The 19605-nt window shown below is 41.7% G+C and carries 17 protein-coding genes and 1 riboswitch; of the genes, 10 read left to right on the top strand and 7 right to left on the bottom strand.

Translation table 11 applies throughout. The annotated features are described in order from the left end of the window. Positions 1-33 precede the first annotated feature (33 nt). Entirely contained in the window at positions 34-1491 is a 1458-nt protein-coding gene (gene thiI, locus ISP07_RS06915) for a tRNA uracil 4-sulfurtransferase ThiI (protein ID WP_054551101.1), read from the top strand. 116 nt (positions 1492-1607) lie between these two features. Here the strand turns inward: thiI and ISP07_RS06910 are convergent, their stop codons facing one another. After that, entirely contained in the window at positions 1608-2501 is an 894-nt protein-coding gene (locus tag ISP07_RS06910) for a ketopantoate reductase family protein (RefSeq protein WP_209327176.1), read from the bottom strand. Then, positions 2494-2844 carry a VanZ family protein gene (locus tag ISP07_RS06905; protein ID WP_054551103.1) on the bottom strand — a complete coding sequence of 117 codons (351 nt, stop codon included), beginning with the start codon at positions 2842-2844 and terminating at the stop codon, positions 2494-2496. The genes ISP07_RS06910 and ISP07_RS06905 overlap by 8 nt, the downstream gene beginning before the upstream one ends. Before the next feature lie 157 nt (positions 2845-3001). On the opposite strand from ISP07_RS06905, the gene ISP07_RS06900 reads away from it, so the two are divergent. The 3 genes from ISP07_RS06900 (at position 3002) to ISP07_RS06890 (ending at position 6634) form a co-directional block, all read left to right on the top strand. Then, on the top strand, positions 3002-3484 hold the full coding sequence (locus ISP07_RS06900) for a YajQ family cyclic di-GMP-binding protein (protein ID WP_054551104.1): 483 nt from the start codon (positions 3002-3004) through the stop codon (positions 3482-3484). Between the two features lie 318 nt (positions 3485-3802). Further along, on the top strand, positions 3803-4384 hold the full coding sequence (locus ISP07_RS06895; protein WP_138619262.1) for a hypothetical protein: 582 nt from the start codon (positions 3803-3805) through the stop codon (positions 4382-4384). 208 nt (positions 4385-4592) lie between these two features. Beyond that, positions 4593-4747, top strand: a riboswitch (cobalamin riboswitch). Positions 4748-4780: 33 nt separating this feature from the next. Beyond that, positions 4781-6634 (top strand): TonB-dependent receptor domain-containing protein, encoded by a 1854-nt coding sequence (locus ISP07_RS06890; protein WP_209327175.1) that lies wholly within the window; start codon positions 4781-4783, stop codon positions 6632-6634. Positions 6635-6694: 60 nt separating this feature from the next. Here ISP07_RS06890 and msrA read toward each other — a convergent pair whose 3' ends face one another. From msrA to ISP07_RS06875, 3 genes are all read right to left on the bottom strand, one after another. Then, positions 6695-7228 (bottom strand): peptide-methionine (S)-S-oxide reductase MsrA, encoded by a 534-nt coding sequence (gene msrA, locus ISP07_RS06885; RefSeq protein WP_209327174.1) that lies wholly within the window; start codon positions 7226-7228, stop codon positions 6695-6697. Positions 7229-7312: 84 nt separating this feature from the next. Beyond that, positions 7313-10411, bottom strand: coding sequence for an efflux RND transporter permease subunit (locus tag ISP07_RS06880; RefSeq protein ID WP_054551108.1), 3099 nt, complete (start codon positions 10409-10411; stop codon positions 7313-7315). 3 nt (positions 10412-10414) lie between these two features. Further along, the gene (locus tag ISP07_RS06875) at positions 10415-11467 is read right to left on the bottom strand and encodes an efflux RND transporter periplasmic adaptor subunit (protein WP_209327173.1); all 1053 of its coding nucleotides are present in this window, start codon (positions 11465-11467) and stop codon (positions 10415-10417) included. A 242-nt stretch (positions 11468-11709) separates the two neighbouring features. Between ISP07_RS06875 and ISP07_RS06870 the strand changes: the two genes are divergently transcribed. From ISP07_RS06870 to ISP07_RS06855, 4 genes are all read left to right on the top strand, one after another. After that, positions 11710-12423 (top strand): DUF2982 domain-containing protein, encoded by a 714-nt coding sequence (locus ISP07_RS06870; RefSeq protein WP_209327172.1) that lies wholly within the window; start codon positions 11710-11712, stop codon positions 12421-12423. Between the two features lie 27 nt (positions 12424-12450). Beyond that, positions 12451-12783: a hypothetical protein gene (locus tag ISP07_RS06865; RefSeq protein WP_054551111.1), complete on the top strand. Its 333-nt coding sequence runs from the start codon at positions 12451-12453 to the stop codon at positions 12781-12783. 83 nt (positions 12784-12866) lie between these two features. Beyond that, positions 12867-14543: a DUF1566 domain-containing protein gene (locus tag ISP07_RS06860; protein ID WP_209327171.1), complete on the top strand. Its 1677-nt coding sequence runs from the start codon at positions 12867-12869 to the stop codon at positions 14541-14543. A gap of 1 nt (position 14544) precedes the next feature. Beyond that, positions 14545-15066: a DUF1566 domain-containing protein gene (locus ISP07_RS06855; protein WP_054551113.1), complete on the top strand. Its 522-nt coding sequence runs from the start codon at positions 14545-14547 to the stop codon at positions 15064-15066. On the opposite strand, the gene ISP07_RS06850 is transcribed toward ISP07_RS06855, so the two are convergent. Further along, the gene (locus ISP07_RS06850) at positions 15054-16163 is read right to left on the bottom strand and encodes a tRNA nucleotidyltransferase (protein ID WP_209327170.1); all 1110 of its coding nucleotides are present in this window, start codon (positions 16161-16163) and stop codon (positions 15054-15056) included. The two genes, ISP07_RS06855 and ISP07_RS06850, sit on opposite strands and share 13 nt — an antisense overlap. A 125-nt stretch (positions 16164-16288) precedes the next feature. Between ISP07_RS06850 and ISP07_RS06845 the strand changes: the two genes are divergently transcribed. Both ISP07_RS06845 and ISP07_RS06840 read left to right on the top strand, forming a co-directional pair. Next, positions 16289-17209, top strand: coding sequence for an ExeA family protein (locus tag ISP07_RS06845; protein WP_138599682.1), 921 nt, complete (start codon positions 16289-16291; stop codon positions 17207-17209). Positions 17210-17222: 13 nt separating this feature from the next. Further along, positions 17223-18272, top strand: a complete 1050-nt coding sequence (locus ISP07_RS06840; protein ID WP_209327169.1) for a general secretion pathway protein GspB — start codon at positions 17223-17225, stop codon at positions 18270-18272. Positions 18273-18292: 20 nt separating this feature from the next. Here ISP07_RS06840 and ISP07_RS06835 read toward each other — a convergent pair whose 3' ends face one another. Next, positions 18293-19501, bottom strand: a complete 1209-nt coding sequence (locus ISP07_RS06835) for an HD-GYP domain-containing protein (protein ID WP_054551117.1) — start codon at positions 19499-19501, stop codon at positions 18293-18295. Between the last annotated feature and the right edge of the window lie 104 nt (positions 19502-19605).

Below are 19605 nucleotides of genomic sequence, written 5' to 3'. Positions count from 1 at the left end.
GGGCGTGTGAAATCCACAGTCTAAGAGTGAACTATGCTTAAATTTATCGTCAAATTACACCCTGAAATCGCGATCAAGAGTAAATCTGTTCGTAAGCGTTTTACCAAGTTATTAGAAAATAACATTAAGATCGTTTTGCGTCGTGTTGACGAAAAAGTGCAGGTAAGAAACAACTGGGACAATATCTCTGTTGTTAGCTTGCTAGACTCTGAGCAAGTTCGCTTAGATATTATCGACGGCTTAAAACGCATTCCAGGTATCGTACAGTTTATTGAAGTAACAGAAACAGACTTTGACTCAATCGACGATATTTACCAAAAAGCACTTGAACTAATCGGCCACACGATTGCGGGCAAAACCTTCTGTGTGCGTTGTAAACGTTCTGGTAAGCATGATTTCACATCGAGCGATGTAGAGCGCTACGTAGGTGGTGGTTTAAACCAGCATGTTGAAGGTGCGCGCGTTAAATTATCTCACCCTGAAGTGACTGTTCGCTTAGAAGTACGTGATGATAAAGCATACATTGTTACTCAAACTCACTTAGGTATGGCGGGCTTCCCGTTGCCAACACAAGAAGATGTATTATCGCTTATGTCGGGCGGTTTTGACTCTGGTGTTGCAAGCTACCAAATGATCCGTAAAGGTGCGCGTACTCACTTCTTGTTCTTTAACTTAGGTGGTGCTGCGCACGAAATCGGTGTTAAGCAGGCGAGTTATTATATCTGGAAACAGTTCAGCTCTACTCACAAAGTGAAGTTTGTTACTGTTGATTTTGAACCTGTTGTTGCTGAGATTTTAGAGAATGTTGAAAACAGCCAAATGGGTGTTGTGCTTAAGCGTATGATGATGCGTGCCGGTAGCCAAGTTGCAGAAAAACTAGGTGTACAAGCGCTAGTGACTGGCGAAAGTATTGGTCAGGTATCAAGCCAAACATTGGCTAATCTAAGTGTGATTGACCGTGTGACGGAAACTTTAATCATTCGCCCGTTAATCCAACACGACAAGCAAGATATTATCAATATTGCGCGTCAAATCGGCACAGCAGAGATGGCAGAAAGCATGCCTGAATACTGTGGCGTCATTTCTAAAAAGCCAACGGTTAAAGCTAAAATCAAAACTATTCTTGCCGAAGAAGCTAAGTTTGACTTCGACGTGCTAAATACAGTTGTTGAAAATGCACGTGTGATGGATATTCGCGATATCGACACCGAAGCAAAAGAAGAAGTGAAAGAAGCCGAGTCTGTATCTGATTTACCAGAAGGGGCGGTTGTTGTTGATATTCGCTCACCTGAAGAAGAAGACGCAAACCCACTAGAACTTGAAGGTATTGAAGTTGTACATTTACCTTTCTTCCGCTTAGCAACTAAATTTGGTGACTTACCAAAAGATAAAGAATATTACTTATATTGTGCTAAAGGTGTGATGAGTCAGCTACAAGCGCTGATCTTGCACGAAGAAGGCTTTAGCAACGTAAAAGTGTATCGTCCGTAAGAGATACTGATAAAAGCGCGAAATGTTCGCGCTTTTTTAATACCTGAAATAATTAATCTGAAACGAGAAACGATAAGCTAGTAACTTTACTCTTTCCCCTAGTAACTAGCAGCTCATTAACTTTTTATTTTTATCATGCTGAGCATTGCTTGATTATAGGGGGTTTTTATTCCTAACTTAGCGCCTTGCTCGCACACATAACCACAAATTGCATCAATTTCAGATTCTCGATTATGGCTGATGTCTTGTTGCATAGAAGAAAAGTTTTCAGCGGTGGCTGTCATCACAGAGTAGGCTTGATCCAGCGCCTCGCTGAGCTTTACTTTAACCCCTTGTTTATTGGCAACCAAGCAGGCCTCATTGAGTAAATTAATAATGCGCGTGCTAAATTGCGGTGCACGTAACTGGCCATTTTTTACGTTATGAATTGCTGTTAACGGGTTAATGGCAATATTCACTAACAGTTTTTGCCATCGTAATGAGTGAATATCATCGCTCACAGAAAAATGCGGTAAGTAACTAAACTGCTGCTTAAGCTCGTTGAGCTTTTCGCTTGCAGCTGCATTACATGCGCCTAGCACACTTTCACCATTACCTGTATGGTTTACGCTATAAGGCGTTGTTTTAAAACCAGCTAAACGCGTTGTTAAAAACGCTAATCCTTGCGTATTCAAAAGCTGGGCATTAAGCTCATCAACATTACCCATGCCATTATGAGAAAGAACGATTTGGCATGTTTTACTGAGATAAGGCTTTACTTGCCCAAAGGCTGTTTGCACCTGGAATGCTTTAACGGTAATTAACACCAAATCAAAGGGGGCGGATTGGCTTAGCTCTTTGTGATGTATAAGGCGAGCTTTAATCGGGTGTGATTTACCATTACTTGCTTGATAAAAACGCGTAGTCAGGGTCGGCTTACGGGTCAGTAATGTGATGTCATGTTGTGCAGATAAAAAATGGCTAAACAATAAGCCAATCGCACCATCGCCAACAATTAAAACATTAGCCATTACGTTGCTTTCTACCTAAATGAAAACCAAGTTTTATAGCAAAATAGCTGATGGCACCAATAAAGTCAGCGATAAAGTCACCAACCGAGGCTTGACGGTAAGGCAGCATATCTTGCATAAACTCAATGGCCGCACCATATCCGGCTAACAGTAAAATTTGCACCATAAGTGGTAATTTAAAGGCTTTATCCATCACCAAAGCCAGTACAAAGAAAATACCAAAATGCGCCACTTTATCTACGTGTGGGAAGAGGTTACTCACCCCTTTAATTTCTTTGGCAAACAAAATCGTAAAGCCAATAATGCTGGCTAAAAAGATAACTTGGTAAACACGCCTTGTCACAATAAACCCTAAAAATGCCGAAATTGAATGGCCAGTATATCAAACAATTTTTGCATCGCACCTGAACAAGTCGGATAAAAATAGAAAGAATCGACAAATAAGCGTTATAATTGCCAACCATAAATGAATTTAAAAAAGACTATGTTAGGAGAACCCCATGCCTTCATTTGATATTGTTTCTGAAGTAGAAATGAACGAAGCGCAGAATGCAGTAGATAATGCAAAGCGTGAACTAGAGACGCGTTTTGATTTTCGTGGTGTTGATGCATCAATCGAACTAAGTGATAAAGTAATCAAGTTAAAAGCAGAAGCACCACAACAAGTAATGCAACTTTTTGACATTCTTGCTGCGAAAATTTCAAAGCGTGGCTTAGATGTATCTAGCCTTGAGCTTAAAGATGAATCGCGTAGCGGTAAATACGTAATGCGTGACGTTGCTCTTAAGCAAGGTATCGAAAAAGACGTAGCGAAGAAAATCGTTAAGTTAATCAAAGACTCAAAGATCAAAGTACAAGCCGCTATTCAAGGTGAAGAATTACGTGTAACTGGTAAAAAGCGTGATGATTTACAAGAAGCAATGCAAGTTGTTCGTACTGCTGATTTAGGTCAACCATTCCAGTTCAAAAACTTCCGCGATTAATATATAGCTTTAAGTTTTAAGCTATAAGCCTGCAAGTTTCTGAACTTTACAAGGAGCGTATTTTGAGACGAATATTAGGTTACAGAGAAAAAGATATCTTCTAGCTATGTTCAGCTAGAGGATATTTATGTCAGTAAAAAACAAAGCAATAGATCGTAATAAACAGAAAATACACAGGTCCACACAGTACTTATTTTTACCAACAAATACCAAGTTTGTGGGTAAATGATGACTAAACCAAGACTTTAATTTAAAAGCCTTGGTTTTTTTTGTTTCTAAATTAGAATGCTGGCTTTTCATTTCACTAAGGAGAATGTATTGAAAAAAGTTTTAGTGTTGGCAGGGGCTGTTATTTTATCTGGATGTGCATCAAATAAGTACTCGCAGCCAATGGTTGATGGGCCCAGCGCCAAACTTCGTTTAGCGTCTGTTCCTAGCAATAATAATTTTATCAATGTACCTGAAAAGAGTGAGTGTATTGCTAAAAAAGTAGGGTCAAATAATCACATAGCCACTCTTGGTGTTAAAGCAAACCTCGTAAGAAGTCTCAGCCGTTTAAACATGCCAGCTTATGATACAGAGCTTGGTGACTCGCATCAAAATGAAGTTTATATTCCTGCAGAAAAGCAATTTTCATTTCAATTTAATGGGGTTGGAATTACCGGCTTTTCTCCAGGTCAGAACGATTCAGGTGGTGTGCTGTACTCTTGGTGTAGAAAAATAATAACTTTCATGCCAAAAGAAGATGCTAACTATGAGGCTTTATATGATTACGTTGAGTTGCCTAATGGGAAAGAAACGTGCGGTGTAAAATTGTTTGAAATTGTACTTTCGAATGAAGGTACTTATGAAAAAGTTGAAAGTTCAAACTATAAAGTTGTTGAGAATTACTGTGATTAATATTGAGTATTTTTCTCTAATTTTATAAATGAGATTCAAAAGCCAATCAGCATGCTGATTGGCTTTTTTACTTTAGGCTTACATCTTAGCACTTAACTTGCAGCTTTAGACTTAAAACTTTGTTTTAGAAGTATAGCCGTCCATTGACTTTCCTCCCCAAAATCATCACAATAACGGCCTATTTTCGAGGTGCTTGCTGTATCTTCAGATACGTTTTATTTCAAAGGGTGAAATAGTCGCAAGATAATCGGGAAGTTGGTGCGTTTTCAGGGAGAAAACAATGCCAACACTGCCCCCGCAACGGTAATGTAGATGCCATGCATGTACAGAGTCCGGAGACCGGCCTTGAAGTAACTTACTATTCGCGTGTGCGGTGGGCACAGGCTAGGGGATATCATGCTAAATAAATCTGCGTTAGGCGTAGCGGTTGCTGCTGCGTTGTCTTTTTCTGTATCTGCTGACGAGCAATCAATCGAGCACATCACAGTTTCTGCCAATAAATTCGAACAATCAATTAATGATGTATTAGCCAGTGTTACTGTCATCGACCGCGCTGATATTGAAGCAAGCTATGTTCGTGACTTACCAAGCTTACTAGCCACTCAAGCAGGCTTTCAAATTAATGCCAATGGTGGTTTTGGGCAAAGCTCTGGTGTGTCATTACGTGGTGCAAGTTCTCGTCATACACTTATTTTAATTGATGGTGTACGCACAGGCTCTGCAACACTTGGCTATAAAAGTATTAGCAATATTCCTTTAAACAGTATTGAGCGTGTTGAAGTAATTAAAGGCTCACGTGCAGCTGTATATGGTTCTGATGCGCTAGCTGGTGTGATTAATATCATTACCCGTAAAGCACAAAACACGACCTTAGATGTTACTTTTGGCTCAGACTCTTACCAAGAGTACCAAGTAGCGACAGGTGGTCAGTTTGCAGGTGTTGATGTTGCCGTTAATGCCGGTTATGAAAAAACAGATGGTTTTGATGTTCTGCAAGGCTTAGCGCCAGATGAAGACGGCTACGAGAACAAAAACCTTGGCTTTAATCTTGGTTATCAAAATGAGCAGTTAGGTGAGTTTTTAGCGCAAGCACAATACTCAGAAGGCGAAGCAAAATACGATAGCGCTTATAGCCCAGCAGACAGCACCGTAGAAAAAGGCGAGTTCGAAAATTACCAAGCTTCACTAGGTTGGAAAAAGGCTTCCGAAAAACACAGTCATGCCATTGATATTGCCATATCAAGTGATAGCTCAGATGACTCACGCATTGATTACACGGGTGCAACGGTGGTTGATAAGTTTGAAACTGAGCGTGAGCAAATTGATTACAATGGCCAATACTTTTTCAATCAAGCACTGACTCTTAGTGGCGGTCTGAATTGGTATAAAGATGAAGTGAACACTAACTCAGGTACTTATTTAAAAGACAGCCGTGAAGTATTCGCTGCGTTTGTTGGCGCTTATTATGACGACGAACACGTGCTGGCAAACCTAACCGTTCGCCAAGATGATGATCAGCAGTTTGGTGATGAAACAACTTACACTGCAGCTGTTGGCTATCACTTAAATGACATCGCTACATTCCGCGTAAGTCAAAGCACAGGTTTTAAATCTCCAACATTTAATGACCTATATTACCCGGGCTCAGGTAACCCAGAGTTAAACCCTGAAACATCAGATAACCAAGAGCTTGGCTTATCACTCAATGTGAATGATATCAGCCTTGATATTGCGATTTTCCGCAGCGAAATCGACAACAAAATCGCTTGGGCACCAAATGCATCAGGGCAGTGGATCCCAACTAATATAAACGAAGCTCGCCACGAAGGTGTTGAGTTTAGCTTTAAAAACCAAGTATTTGGCTTTGATCACAGCTTTAACTTTACCTACCTTTCAGCGGAAGATACTGAGACAGGTCAGTCACTAACCTATGTGTCAAATCACAGTGTGAATTGGTCATTAAACAAAGCATGGGGTGATTTTGATGCTGGTATCGATATGCAATACCGTGGTGATCGTGATGGCAAGTTAACGCACTTACCATCGTATACGTTATGGAATTTAGTTGGTCACTACCAAGCGACTGACAACTTAACAGTGTCACTTCGTGTAGAAAACCTATTCGATAAAGAGTACAACGCCGTTGATGCCTATGGTACAGACCTAGATGGTGATTACATCAACGACGAATTTTATTACTACAACACGGCCGAGCGTCGCTTGTTTGTAGGTGCCCGTTATCAGTTCTAATAATAAGGAAAATTATTAGTTCTGCGTTTAAAAGCTCGCTACCTACTTAGCGGGCTTTTTTCATTTAAGTTTAGCTGCGTAATACTGTTCGAACTTTGTAAGCTTTGGGGCAATAAGAATACTGCAATAACCTTGATTTGGGTTTTCATTGTAATAGTCTTGATGGTACTGCTCTGCAGGGTAAAAGTTTGTAAGCGGACTCAGCTCGGTGACAATCGGCTCACGAATTTGCTTTTGTAAAGCATCAATCATGGCTTGAGATTCTGCTTTTTGCTGTTCATTATGATAATAAATAACACTGCGATACTGAGTGCCGACATCATTACCTTGGCGGTTTAATTGTGTGGCATCGTGTAAAGTGAAGAACATTTCAAGCAGGGTGTTGTAGCTCACGATACTACTGTCAAAATCGAGCTGAACCACCTCAGCGTGACCCGTTAAGCCAGTACAAATTTGCTGATAACTAGGGTTTTCAATCTCACCGCCTGCATAGCCAGAGCTGACATTAAGCACGCCTTTCACACGTCTAAATGCGGCATCAATACACCAAAAGCAGCCGCCGCCAAAAGTGGCTATTTGTATGTTGTTATCCATATTAAACTCCCTTATCGTTTTGCTGACTATAGCCGAAAAAACAAAACGCCGTAAAGACGGCGTTTTGTATCAATAAAGTGCGTTTTAAATTTCTTCTAACGGCTTGTCTTTTGCTTGTTGTTCTAACTTGCTTTGTAAGTACTCAGGCGACTGAGTATTTCGAGCAAGTGCACTGTATGCTGCAGGTACCACGAATAAGGTAAGTAAGGTTGCAACAATAACACCAGTAAACACCACCACACCAATTACCATGCGGCTTTCTGCACCTGGGCCACTTGCAAGAACTAGCGGTACCGAGCTCATCACTGTGGTCAATGAGGTCATAATAATTGGGCGTAAACGCTGCGTAGCAGCTTGGCTAATCGCTTCGTTAAACTCAACGCCTTTATCGCGCAGTTGGTTGGCGAACTCAACAATCAAGATACCGTTTTTCGCACTTAAACCTATCAGCATTACAATACCAATTTGGCTGTAAATATTAAGAGTAAGTCCGGTGTACCACAAACCAAATAATGCTCCCACTAAACCAAGTGGCACAGTAAGCATGATCACAAATGGGTGAATAAAGCTTTCAAACTGGGCTGCAAGTACCAAAAAGGTGACTGTCAGTGCCAGAATGAATACATAGGTCATTGCCGACGCGCCTTCATAGAACAGCTGCGATTCACCCTTGTAGTCAATTGCACCGTCGATGTCGTTTTCTTCTGCTGCTACTTGATTTAAGAAGTTAAGCGCTTCTTCTAGGGTATAACCATCTGCTAAGTTCGCACTTAACGTAATTGCGCGCATACGGTTATAACGGTTTAAACGCGATGCAGTGGCTTCTTCTTTTAAGCTAATTAAGCTATCAAGCGGTACTAATTCGCCACTGCGTGATTTTAAATAGATATTTGAGATATCAGTCGGATTAGCAAAGTCTTCTTTGGTGCCTTTTAAAATCACATCGTATTCTTCACCACGGTCGATAAAGGTCGTTACGCGGCGTTGCCCTAACATGGTTTCGAGTGTGCGTCCCACATCAGATACAGAAACCCCTAAATCTGCGGCTTTGTTTTTATCAATGTTGATTAAAAACTGCGGGAACGTTTCTTTGTAATCATGATCGATTCTTACCAAGCCTGGGTTTTTCTCAGCGCGCTTAATAATACGGTCTCGCCAATCGGCTAGTTGGTCGTAATCGTTACCTTGCAGTACAAATTCAATCGGACGAGATGAACCGCCGCCACCAATACCACGGCGCATAATGGCAAACGCACGCACATCAGTCACTTCAGTCATTTTACCGCTGATTTCGTCCATCACTTCCCAGGTTGAGCGCTTACGCTTATCCCAGTCAGCCATACCTATGATAGCAACACCACCTTGACCACCCCAGCCCGGCACACGAACAAGCACTCGGCTCAATTCACCAGACTCAGAGTAAGGCATTAAACGTTCTTCAATTTTAGCCATGTTTGCAGCGTTATTTTCATAACTTGCGCCCTCAGGACCACTCATCATGATAAAGAAAGTACCGCGGTCTTCTTTTGGCGTAAGTTCTGAAGGCACTTTTTGAAACAGCATAAAGCTGGCAACACCAGCCAAAATCATAGTCAGTAGCAAGCTCCATTTACGGCTCATATTTGAAGCCAGCGAGTTACGATAGGCGTTTTCGATTTTGTTAAAGGTTCTATCCATCCACTGGCTAAATTTGCTTTCTTTTTCTGAAGCTTTCAATACTTTAGAGCAAAGCGCTGGAGAAAGTGTTAATGCCGTAATACTAGAGAAGAACACTGCAGCGCTAACTGCCATCGCAAATTCCGTGAATAGGGCACCAATACGGCCATCCATAAACACTAGCGGCACGAACACCGCAATCAGTACGAGGGTGGTGGCAATAATCGCAAAGCCAACTTCACGGGCACCACGAAATGCAGCAAGCAGTGGTGGTTCACCCAGCTCTATACGGCGGTGAATATTCTCAAGCATTACAATCGCATCATCCACTACCAAACCGATAGCAAGCACGAGTGCCAGAAGAGTTAACAAGTTGATTGAGTAACCCATAGCGAGCAAGAACATAAAGCTACCCACTAACGCCACTGGTACGGTTACAGCAGGCACTAGGGTTGCGCGAATATTGCCTAAGAATAGGTAAATAACCAATACAACCAGCGCCATTGAAATCCCAAGGGTCCTATATACTTCATCAATCGATTCTTTGATGAAAATTGATGAGTCATAGCTGTCTTGAATGGTGGTACCTTCTGGCAGGTTACGCTTAATTTTTTCAAGCTCAGCGCGGGCATTATCAACCACGGTTAGGGTATTGGCTTTGGCTTGCTTGACGATACCCAAACCAATCATATTACGGCCATTACCACGGAATAAGCTTTCGTCGTCAGCAGCTTCTAAGTGAACATCAGCCACTTCACCTAAACGAACTAAATAGCCATCATCGCCACGTTTGATCACTAAGTTTCTAAAATCTCGCTGATCTTTATAACTACGCGCGGTACGTACTGTAAAATCACGGTCGATAGATTCGATTTCACCGGCGGGCAATTCAACGTTTTCAGTGCGTAAGGTGTTTTCAATATCGCTACTGGTAATACCGCGTGCAGCCATCGCTTTACGGTTTAACCAAATTTTCATGGCGTATTTACGCTCGCCACCCACGCGTACGTTAGAGACACCATCAACAACGGCTAATCGGTCAACAATAAAGCGCTGTGCGTAATCAGATAACTGCAATGAATCCATAGTCGTACTGTTTAGTACGAACCAGGCAATTGGGCTTTCATCACTGTTTGATTTAGAGACCTCTGGTGGGCGAACTTGCTCTGGTAAGCTATCAAGGGCACGGGCTACACGTTCGCGTACATCGTTTGATGCGGCATCGATATCGCGGCTGATATTAAACTCAATGGTGATGTTTGAGCGACCATTTCGGCTCGACGAGTTAATACTTTTAATGCCTTCGATACCCGAAATGCGGTTTTCGAGTACTTGGGTGATTTTAGTTTCAATAATCTCTGCGCTGGCGCCGGTGTAATCAGTGCTCACACTAACAATCGGTGTTTCAATATCTGGGTATTCACGCAGGGGGAGCATAGAAAATGCCACCAAACCAAAGGTAAGTAACAACAGGTTTATTACGATCGCAAAGACCGGGCGTTTAACGCTAGTATCAGTAATTTTCATGGTTTAGCCTTTGATACTTACTTTGCTGCCAGTACGGATCTTAATGATGCCTTCAGTCACGACTTGCTGACCATTTTCAAGGCCTTTATCAATAGCTACCCAGCCATTGTGACGACCCGCTACATGTACTTCGACTTTGTTAGCAACGCCATCTTCAATTTGGAACACGTAGTGTTTGTCTTGCTGAGGAATGACGGCTTTCTCTGGTACCATTAGCGCTTGGTTTGAGCTTAACTCTAATGCTGTATTTAACAGCATGCCTGGGCGTAATAGGCCTTTTTCATTGATAAAGCTTGCTGTCACTTCAACGCTACGAGTGACTGAATCGATACGCGAGCTAATGTGGGTCACTTTACCGTTGAAGGTTTTTTCTGGGTAAGCATCATTTTGCGTCATCACTTTCATACCCAGTTGTAACTGCGCTAGGTATTTTTCTGGCACTTTAAAGTCGACTTTAATGATGCTGATATCATCAAGGGTGGTGATGTTTGTAGTATTGCTAACATAAGTACCAATTGAAATCTCGCGCTTGCCAAGTAAGCCAGAAAACGGTGCTTTAATCGTCATTTCTGCTAGCTTGGTTTTGGCGCTCTCAAGCTGCGCCTCGGTTGCATCAACACGTGAAAGCTGCTCTTCTAGTAAAGATTTAGCCGTTGATTGTGAGCGTGATAGTTCAGTGAGACGCTCAAGTTGACGGCGCTCTTCGCGTAAATTAATGCTTAGCTCTTTAACTGCTAATTCTTCTTCTTGAGACTGTAACTGAACCAGTTTTTGACCTTTACTGACTAAGTCGCCATCATTGAAAAATATATCGGTAACATAATCGTTTTGCGCACTGCGAATATAGATCGCTTGGTTAGCACGAGCACTACCTATTGCTTCTATGAGCACAGCATTTTCTTCAGATGTGACAGTGTGAGCTGCTACTTGAGTTGCAGCGCCTGAGAAGTTGCTCTGCTCACCTTGGCTCGAAGGAAGGTATAAGTAAATGCATAACCCTAGAAAAAGGGTAATAATAAAAGGGAATAGTGCCTTACCAGATTGTGTAGAGTACATCGTCGTGTTACCAGAAATTTAGTTGAGTGTAGTGTACAAAATTAGTACGTGCCACGTATGTCAGGTATCTCATAAATTTGTGCATTTAGCGTAAAAGTGAAAAGTTATGCTAATTTGTTCCTTTATTGTGACAAAATAAGAAAGGTTTAGAATGAGTAAAGCACCAAAGTGTAATTATTGTTTAACGCTCAGAAAAATAATATTGGTCACAATTGTGATGTTTATTTTTTACTTCTCTGTTTATGGATAAAAATCTTCCTGCACTAAAAGTGCGTGCTCAATCATCTCGCCATGGCAGTGAGTTTTTAATTGTTGGTGGAATAGGGTTAATCATTATTATGCTGGTTAACTTATTGAGACCCGGTGAAATTAGCATTGTTGAGATTTTTTTAGCCACAACCTGCATAGCGGCAATTTTTATTGGCTTTTTAAAAACTCAAGAACCATACTTTAGCTTAACTTTTACTCAGAATTTGCTTATTTATCATCATAAGATTGGGAATTGGCAGTTAAATCGTGCTAATTTTCATCATAGTGGTATACCAAAAGTGGAACAGGGCTTAGAATACCTTGAGTTAAATGCCGTTGGTATTAAACTCAATAACATAGATGAATTTTTAACACAGATTCACCCAAGAATTGCCGGACGATTACTTATCGAGCAACGTCATTTATTTATGCAAGTCATTCAAAAGTATTGCAAAAATGGTGATTGCCCATCAGAATGGTTAATAGAAGAGACGGACTACACGGCCCCTAGTGGTCAGATTTATAAAGGATTGATTGCCATGTTTGCCAATCGTACGCAACATTTAAGGCAGTTGACAGGATACGATTTACTATTACCTGCCAATGTTCTTAATGTTGATATTTGGCAATTCAGTGCTGATTTGAATCGTTGGAAACTGAACCCTAAAGAGTTTTTAGAGGCTCGCTTACAGAAAAGTAAGCTATAGGCGGCAGTTATGTAGTAGGAAAAGACTATGAGTCAAGAACGTTCTTTTATTAAAAGCGGTCGAAACACAATTATACATAAAGATAAGAAACTCGATTTAGTGGTTGTGAATGGTGAGAACCATCCGCGCATTAAAGTTACTCAAAATGGTTTAGAGCCGTTTAAAGAAGACCTGCCAAAAAATCGTCGCGAGGCTAAAGAGCGTTATTTAGAAATGGTGTATGTATCAAGCCCAGATGTATTTGCAGAAGAAAAACGTTTGTTGTTTATCCAAGCTCTAGATGGCAGAGAATACAAAGTAGATTACAGTAAAATAGGCACCAAGCTCTTCGTACGTATCCACCAAGAAAGTTATTTATAACCCCAAGTTTGGCATTTTAATTGCTAGTTGTTAGTTTATTTGGCAGCCGGTTATTGCCGGCTTTGTATTTTAAGGTGGTATTCATGAGATTAGTGCCTCTTAGCCTAATAGCATTAACAACATTAACAGCTTGTGGTGGTGGCGGTTCGAGTGATTCGAATACAATCGCAGCGACAGTTAATGCTGGTTCAGATCAACAAATTATTGAAAAAAGTGAATTTACTGTCTCAGCTAAAGGCTCTCCTGCAGATGGTACCTTTACCTGGGAGCGCGTCAGTGGCCCCGCAGTAGAAGGTTTTCCTGCCGAAGGTGCTGAACAAACCATTACAGCTCCTGATATTAAACTTAACTCAGAACTTGTTTTAAAAGTAAATTACCAAACCGACGATGGGCAACTTGTTTCCGATCAGGTCAGTATTTTTATTACCTCGAATAATCAACTGCCAGTTGCAGTGATCACCCAAACTGCGCCAGAAGAGTTACCGTCAAAATATAATGATGTGATCACATTAAGTGGCGAAGAATCTGTTGATATAGATGAAAACGGTACAGTTGACAGTTATTTATGGACTCAACTTGATGGCCCTGATTTAACGGCTGACAACTACAACAACCAAACCATTAGCTTTACTCACCCACTACTTGAATCAAATACAGCGGTGACATGGCGTTTAACTGTAACCGATGATGAAGGTGGCTCAGCAAGTACTGAGGCGTCGTTCACCTTAAACAAAACGGTTGAGGTAATTATTGCTGATGCAGGTGTTGATCAGCAGGTTATCGAGTTTGATACCGTAACCCTTGATGCCAGCAATAGTGAAATTGTGACGGCAACAAAATCATGTTTTTGGCAGCAATTAACGGGCGATACCGTGACGTTGGCAAACCAGAACCAATGTATCACGACGTTTGTAGCCCCTGATGTTGATACCGATTCAGAGCTTAGTTTTGAAGTTACCGTGACAGACAGTAAATCGCGTAGCGACACAGATACAGTGATTATTGATATTAGCCCAAAACCACTGGGGTTAATTAACGATACCGGGATGAGTGATTGCTACAACAATTCGCAAAAAATTAATTGCAGCAGCGAAGACTTCCCAAGCCAAGACGCAGATATAGGTCGTGACAGCGTCGCAAATCAGCTCGATAAAGTCGGCCTAGGTGATTTGGCATTTGATTTTACTAAGATGAATGAGTTTGCTGACGAACTTCCAGATGATGCGACTAGCTTTAGTTGCGTACGCGATAATGTAACTGGGCTTATTTGGGAAGTAAAAGAAGCCAGTTCAACATTGCCACCGGCAACCTCCGAGCGTGCAGCATCAAATCATTATACTTGGTATTTAAATGGTTCAAGCGGTGTGCAAACGGGGAGTGTACAAGGGGCTGCGGGCTCTACCTGTCCAAGCACCAGTGACTGTGGCCTACAAACTTACATTAATGATGTAAACAGCAGCGATTTTTGCGGTGGTACAAACTGGCGTGTGCCAACTTACACCGAGTTATTAGGGTTATTAGATTATGCCAAGCAAGGTGAGTCTACGTTACTTAACAGTGACTTCTTCCCAAATCAACCAAGTGATACTCAGTTAAGCACTGGTAGCAGTTCATTTATGCCTTATTGGACTTCGCAAACCGCGGCAGACGGTACAAGTTTATCGCAAGCTTATATTATCGATATGAGTAGTGCTAATGATTTAGCGTATCCGAAAAGTAACACCGCCTTTGTGCGCTTAGTTAGAACGCCAGGAGAGTAATATGCGAAAGTTACCATTAATTACAGCACTTACTGTTATTGCTCTTCAATCGGGTTATGCCGCTGCGCAAGTATGTTATAGCGCTGTCAATGAAACGACTCCTGATAGCCGCTTTGTTATTAACGAAGATGGCACAGTGAGCGACAGCGAAACAGGTCTAATGTGGCAACGTTGTACGTTTGGTCAAAGCTACAACGCTGAAACGGATACGTGTGAAGGTAATAGTCAGCAGCTTACTTGGGGCGAAGCTTTACGCGGGGCTGAAAATGCAACCTTTGCTGATTACAGCGATTGGCATGTGCCAAATGTTAAAGAGTTAGCCAGTATTTTAGAGCATAGTTGTGTGCAGCCTAGTATCAACGAAAACGCATTTTTATCGACTAAGCTGCAAAACTATTGGAGTAGCACTTCAGGGATCAGTCGTACTGATCTAGCTTGGGTGTACCAGTTTGATAAAGGCATCAACAGTCTTCACGCAAAAACGTCCGATGTTTATTTGCGTTTAGTGCGCTACGAAAAGTAACCTTTAATAATCTCTAACCGCGCTTGCTCAAGCGCGGTTTTTATTTCTGCGCCTTTAATACCTTGCGCAATAAACTGTTGCGGGTTAACAGCTCGTGCTTGGGTGGCTGCGTTTTTGAGAGAGTCATAACAAACTACAGGCTGTTGGTGACTAACTTCTAATGCTTTGAGTACTTGCTCAAAACGTTCAGGGCGACGCCATAAATCAAGTTGATTAAAGCAAGCAAAAACGGCCTCGCTAGTCGGCTTTTCTGCACTTAAACTTGTTTGATGAGTTTGACTAAACAGCGCTAAATCGCGCACTTCATTAGGTAAGCGTATGTTGCTAGCTATCGCTTTTATCTCATTGTTTGAAAGCGCTAAGGTAACTTGGCTGAATAATAACGCAGTGTCACTAATTTGTTGTTCATTCGCATAGGCAAAGCGAGCTTGTAAGGTACGGTAAAGCTCATCACACCATTTACTTTCAAGCTCAGGGCTAATTACATACAGGCCATGGATGCTGGCAAGTACATTTAGAAACTCGCTAAATGCGCCATCACTGAGAGATTTTTCGCATTCTAACCAAACGCGTTCAGCAGTTAGCGTGTTCAGTTCACCGGCTTTAACCATCTCGGTTAATAGTGACTGGGTTTCTGGGGCGATAGTAAAGCCTAGGTAATGATAACGAGCAGCAAAACGGGCTACTCGCAATATGCGCAAAGGGTCTTCACTAAAGGCATCGGAGACATGACGTAAGACACGATTCTCAAGGTCTTGTTGGCCAGAAAAAGGGTCAACTAAGCTACCATCTTGTGCTTGAGCAATGGCGTTTACGGTGAGATCTCGACGAGTTAAGTCTTGCTCTAATGTGACATCCGGCGCGAAATCACAAATGAAGCCAGTGTAACCTTGACCTTGTTTTCGCTCGGTGCGCGCCAGCGCATATTCTTCTTTACTTTGTGGGTGTAAAAATACCGGAAAATCTTTACCAACTTGTTGATAGCCTTGGTTGATAAGTTGTTCAGGCGTTGCACCAACCACCACATAATCGCGTTCTTTAACGTCACGACCAAGTAGGGCGTCTCTGACTGCGCCACCGACTAAATAAACCTGCATAAAACACCTATAATTTTACCTTTTCGCTATTTTACGTTATTTAACCAATAAAATGTAAACAAGGTTTTAAGTAGCGATGTTTTTTGCCATTATAGACCGTGATTTTAAACGCAAGGAATAACACGGTGTATTTAAGCTATTTTGGCTTGTCAGAAAAACCCTTTTCGATTGCCCCAAATCCTGAGTATTTATTTCTTAGTGAGCGCCACAAAGAGGCATTAGCGCACCTTACCTATGGATTAGGTGAAGCGGGAGGCTTCGTATTATTAACAGGCGAAGTGGGTACAGGTAAAACAACACTAACAAGAAGCCTGCAAGAGCAGTTACCTGAAAACACGCAAGTGGCACAAATTCATAACCCAGCTTTGTCACAGCTTGAGCTGCTTGCCAGTATTTGTGACGAATTAAAGATTGAGTATGACAGCGCGAATGCGACTCTGAAGACGCTTACTGATGTGATTAAAAAGCACCTTGAGGCAAATAATCAAGCGGGCGGTCATACCATTTTAATTATTGATGAAGCTCAATTACTCGCCCCTGATGTGCTAGAGCAATTGCGCCTGTTAACCAATATCGAAACAGATCATAAAAAGCTACTGCAAATTGTGTTAGTAGGGCAACCGGAACTTCAAGAGTTATTAAAACGCACTGAATTAAGGCAGCTTGCCCAGCGCATTACGGCTCGTTATCACTTATTGCCACTTACTGAAGGGCAGGTGTTTGCCTATGTTAAGCATCGTTTATTTAAAGCGGGGACAGAGCAAGCCTTGTTCTCAGGGGATGCGTTAAAAGCGATTTATCAGGTTACTCAAGGGGTGCCGAGATTAATCAATTTGTTGTGTGAGCGGTGCCTCGTTGGTGCGTTTTCACAGCAAAAGCTAAGTATCGACAGTGAGCTTGTAATGCTCTCTGCTGCTGAGGCTCTTCCTCCAACCAGTACCCCTGTTGCAACAGTAACAAATAAAGAGCCGAGTTATGTTTGGCTTTACCCAGTTTCATTTTTAGCCGTATTAGGAATGGGTATTGGTTTATCCTACCTAATATAACGAGTGTTCATTTATGTCCTTATTATTAGATGCAATTAAACAGTCTGATCAGCATGCACAAACTGCTTTAGATCATGACCAAGCCGCTCTTGCGCTCAAACAACAGCAAGAATTAACGCGCTATCGCCGTTTGGCCTTTTCATTTGGCCTATTACTGGCGGCGATATTAACCCTTATGGCAGGTTTTTCGATTGGTAAATGGTTACAGCAAACTAAAGTTGCTGAGCAGCCAAAGGTTGTTAATAACAGTAATGAAGCCGCAGAAAGCGTTGCGACTGAAGTTGAGGCAAACCCTGAAACACAACAACCAACGATGCAACAGCAAGTAGCACAAAGCCAAACCCCGCAAGTGACCAATAACTCAGGGCAATCACCTGCCATGCCACAAGGGCAAGTGCAACAATCTGTACCGCAACAAATGATGCAGCAGACTCCAGTGCAAGGTCAGCAATATCAGTGGGTGCAAGTACCTGTCAATTCAGCCCCTGTGTATGCTAATCAAGGTTATCAAGTTCAGCCTCAGTACCAGCAGCAAGCTATGTATCAAAATCAGCCAGTGTATCAATCACAGCCACAGTTTTCGCAGCCAATGCAGCAAATCAATCCGCAGCAAATGAGCAGTAATGGCATTGATTTAAGTAAATATAAGGTGCTAGGCAAGCCGCTTGATGGTCAGCCAAGTCAACCAGCTTCTCAACCATCAACAAATGATGAATTAAGAGATGTGCCAGATACATTGAAAGATGCCTTTGCTAAAGCAGTTGAAGATGTTGATAACAAACATAGTGTTGATATTACCCGTAGCACAAAAAACACGTCTTATGCAGAGCCTATTGAGCTTTTGCCAGATGCATTACAAAGCCTTATTCCTACCATTAAATACCAAGCGCATATTTATGCTTCAGAAACATCGAAGCGCTGGATTAAGTTAAATGGTCGTGAGTTATATGAAGGCGATAACATCGGCGTGTTATCAGTAATTGAAATTACCCCAGAGCAGAGCTTATTAAGTTACGATGGCTATGAGTTTACCTTAAAAGCATTACAAGACTGGCCTGAATAGCCAGTCCTGAGCTTAAGGGATTAAGGTAAAATTGAGTTCTTAAAAAAGCGGATCAGGTCGATGTTGAACTCAGTCGGCCTGACGGCGGCTTCTAAACTGTCGTGACAGCGACTATTTGCTAAGTTTATATCCTGTATTTCGGTATAGCGTGCATGTTTAGCGTTATAGAACACTTTAACTTGAGGTTTTAAAGGGCTAGTAGGGTTACTGTGAGTGACCACACCTAATTTTTGGCTTTCAAGTTTCACTAAGGTGCCGACTGGGTGAACACCGATGCACTGAATAAACTTAGTGACTAGGTCTCCGTCAAAGCTATCGGGGCAGCCATCTTTGAGTATCTTAAATGCCTTAATTGGCTCCATACCAGCTTTATAGACCCGCTCTGCGGTTAATGCATCATAAACATCAACAATCGAAGCCATACGTACGTACAAGCTAATCTCTTCAGCACTTTTACCAAATGGGTAGCCACTGCCGTCTAAGCGTTCGTGATGGAAGCCTGCTATATCAACAGCAATTCCGCTCAAGCCTGCTTGTTCTAAAATTTCTTTACTAAAACGAGCATGGTCTTGAATAGTTTGGTATTCGGCATCGGTTAATTTGCCGGGTTTATTGAGTATTTCATCGGGAATATTTATCTTGCCAATATCGTGCAGTAAAGCACCGGTCGCAAGCTCCTCAATAATGGTTTTTTCGATACCTAAGTGTTTAGCAAAGATACTAATTAAAATCGAAACATTGATTGAATGTTCAAGTAGATAAGTATCTTTGTCACGCATACGGGTGATACAAGCAAGCGCATCTTGGTTACGAAAAACCGAGTCAATAAATCCAGTCGCGAGCTCTTGAAAAGGGGCAATATCAATTTTGTTGCCATTACGAATATCGTCAAAGGCTTTACTTTGTAATGATCTTGCTTCGTTATATAAGTTATTGGCTTTAGTCATTTCTGCTGACACACTGTGAGTGGTGTGCCAAGGATCGAAAGCGGCTGCGTCTCCTACTGGTTGCGGATTGTGTTGCTGCTCAACCACTTTATTGTCACTGTCTAAGGTCAGTGTTTTGTCTGGATCGATCGCAATTTCTAATATGCCAGCTTTGATCAGCTTGTCTATACTTCCCTGTGTTTTAACCCAACCTTGGTTTTTTATACGGATCTTGCCTGTTTGTTTTGTCACGCTCTGTACAAACATGCCCGGCTTAAGTTGATTGATAGGAAGTGTTTTCAAGACCTTTACTTCTAAACGACTACAATAATATAAAATTAGCAGAAAGTTCGTGTATCAGTAAATAATAATAGTAAAAAGGAGGGGTTTTTATGGCTGTAAACAAA

Source organism: Pseudoalteromonas sp. PA2MD11 (assembly GCF_017808125.1).
GTDB classification, from domain to species: domain Bacteria; phylum Pseudomonadota; class Gammaproteobacteria; order Enterobacterales; family Alteromonadaceae; genus Pseudoalteromonas; species Pseudoalteromonas simplex.
The sequence above is the reverse complement of the archived record's forward strand: the minus strand, read 5'-3'. Positions and strand labels throughout refer to the sequence as shown.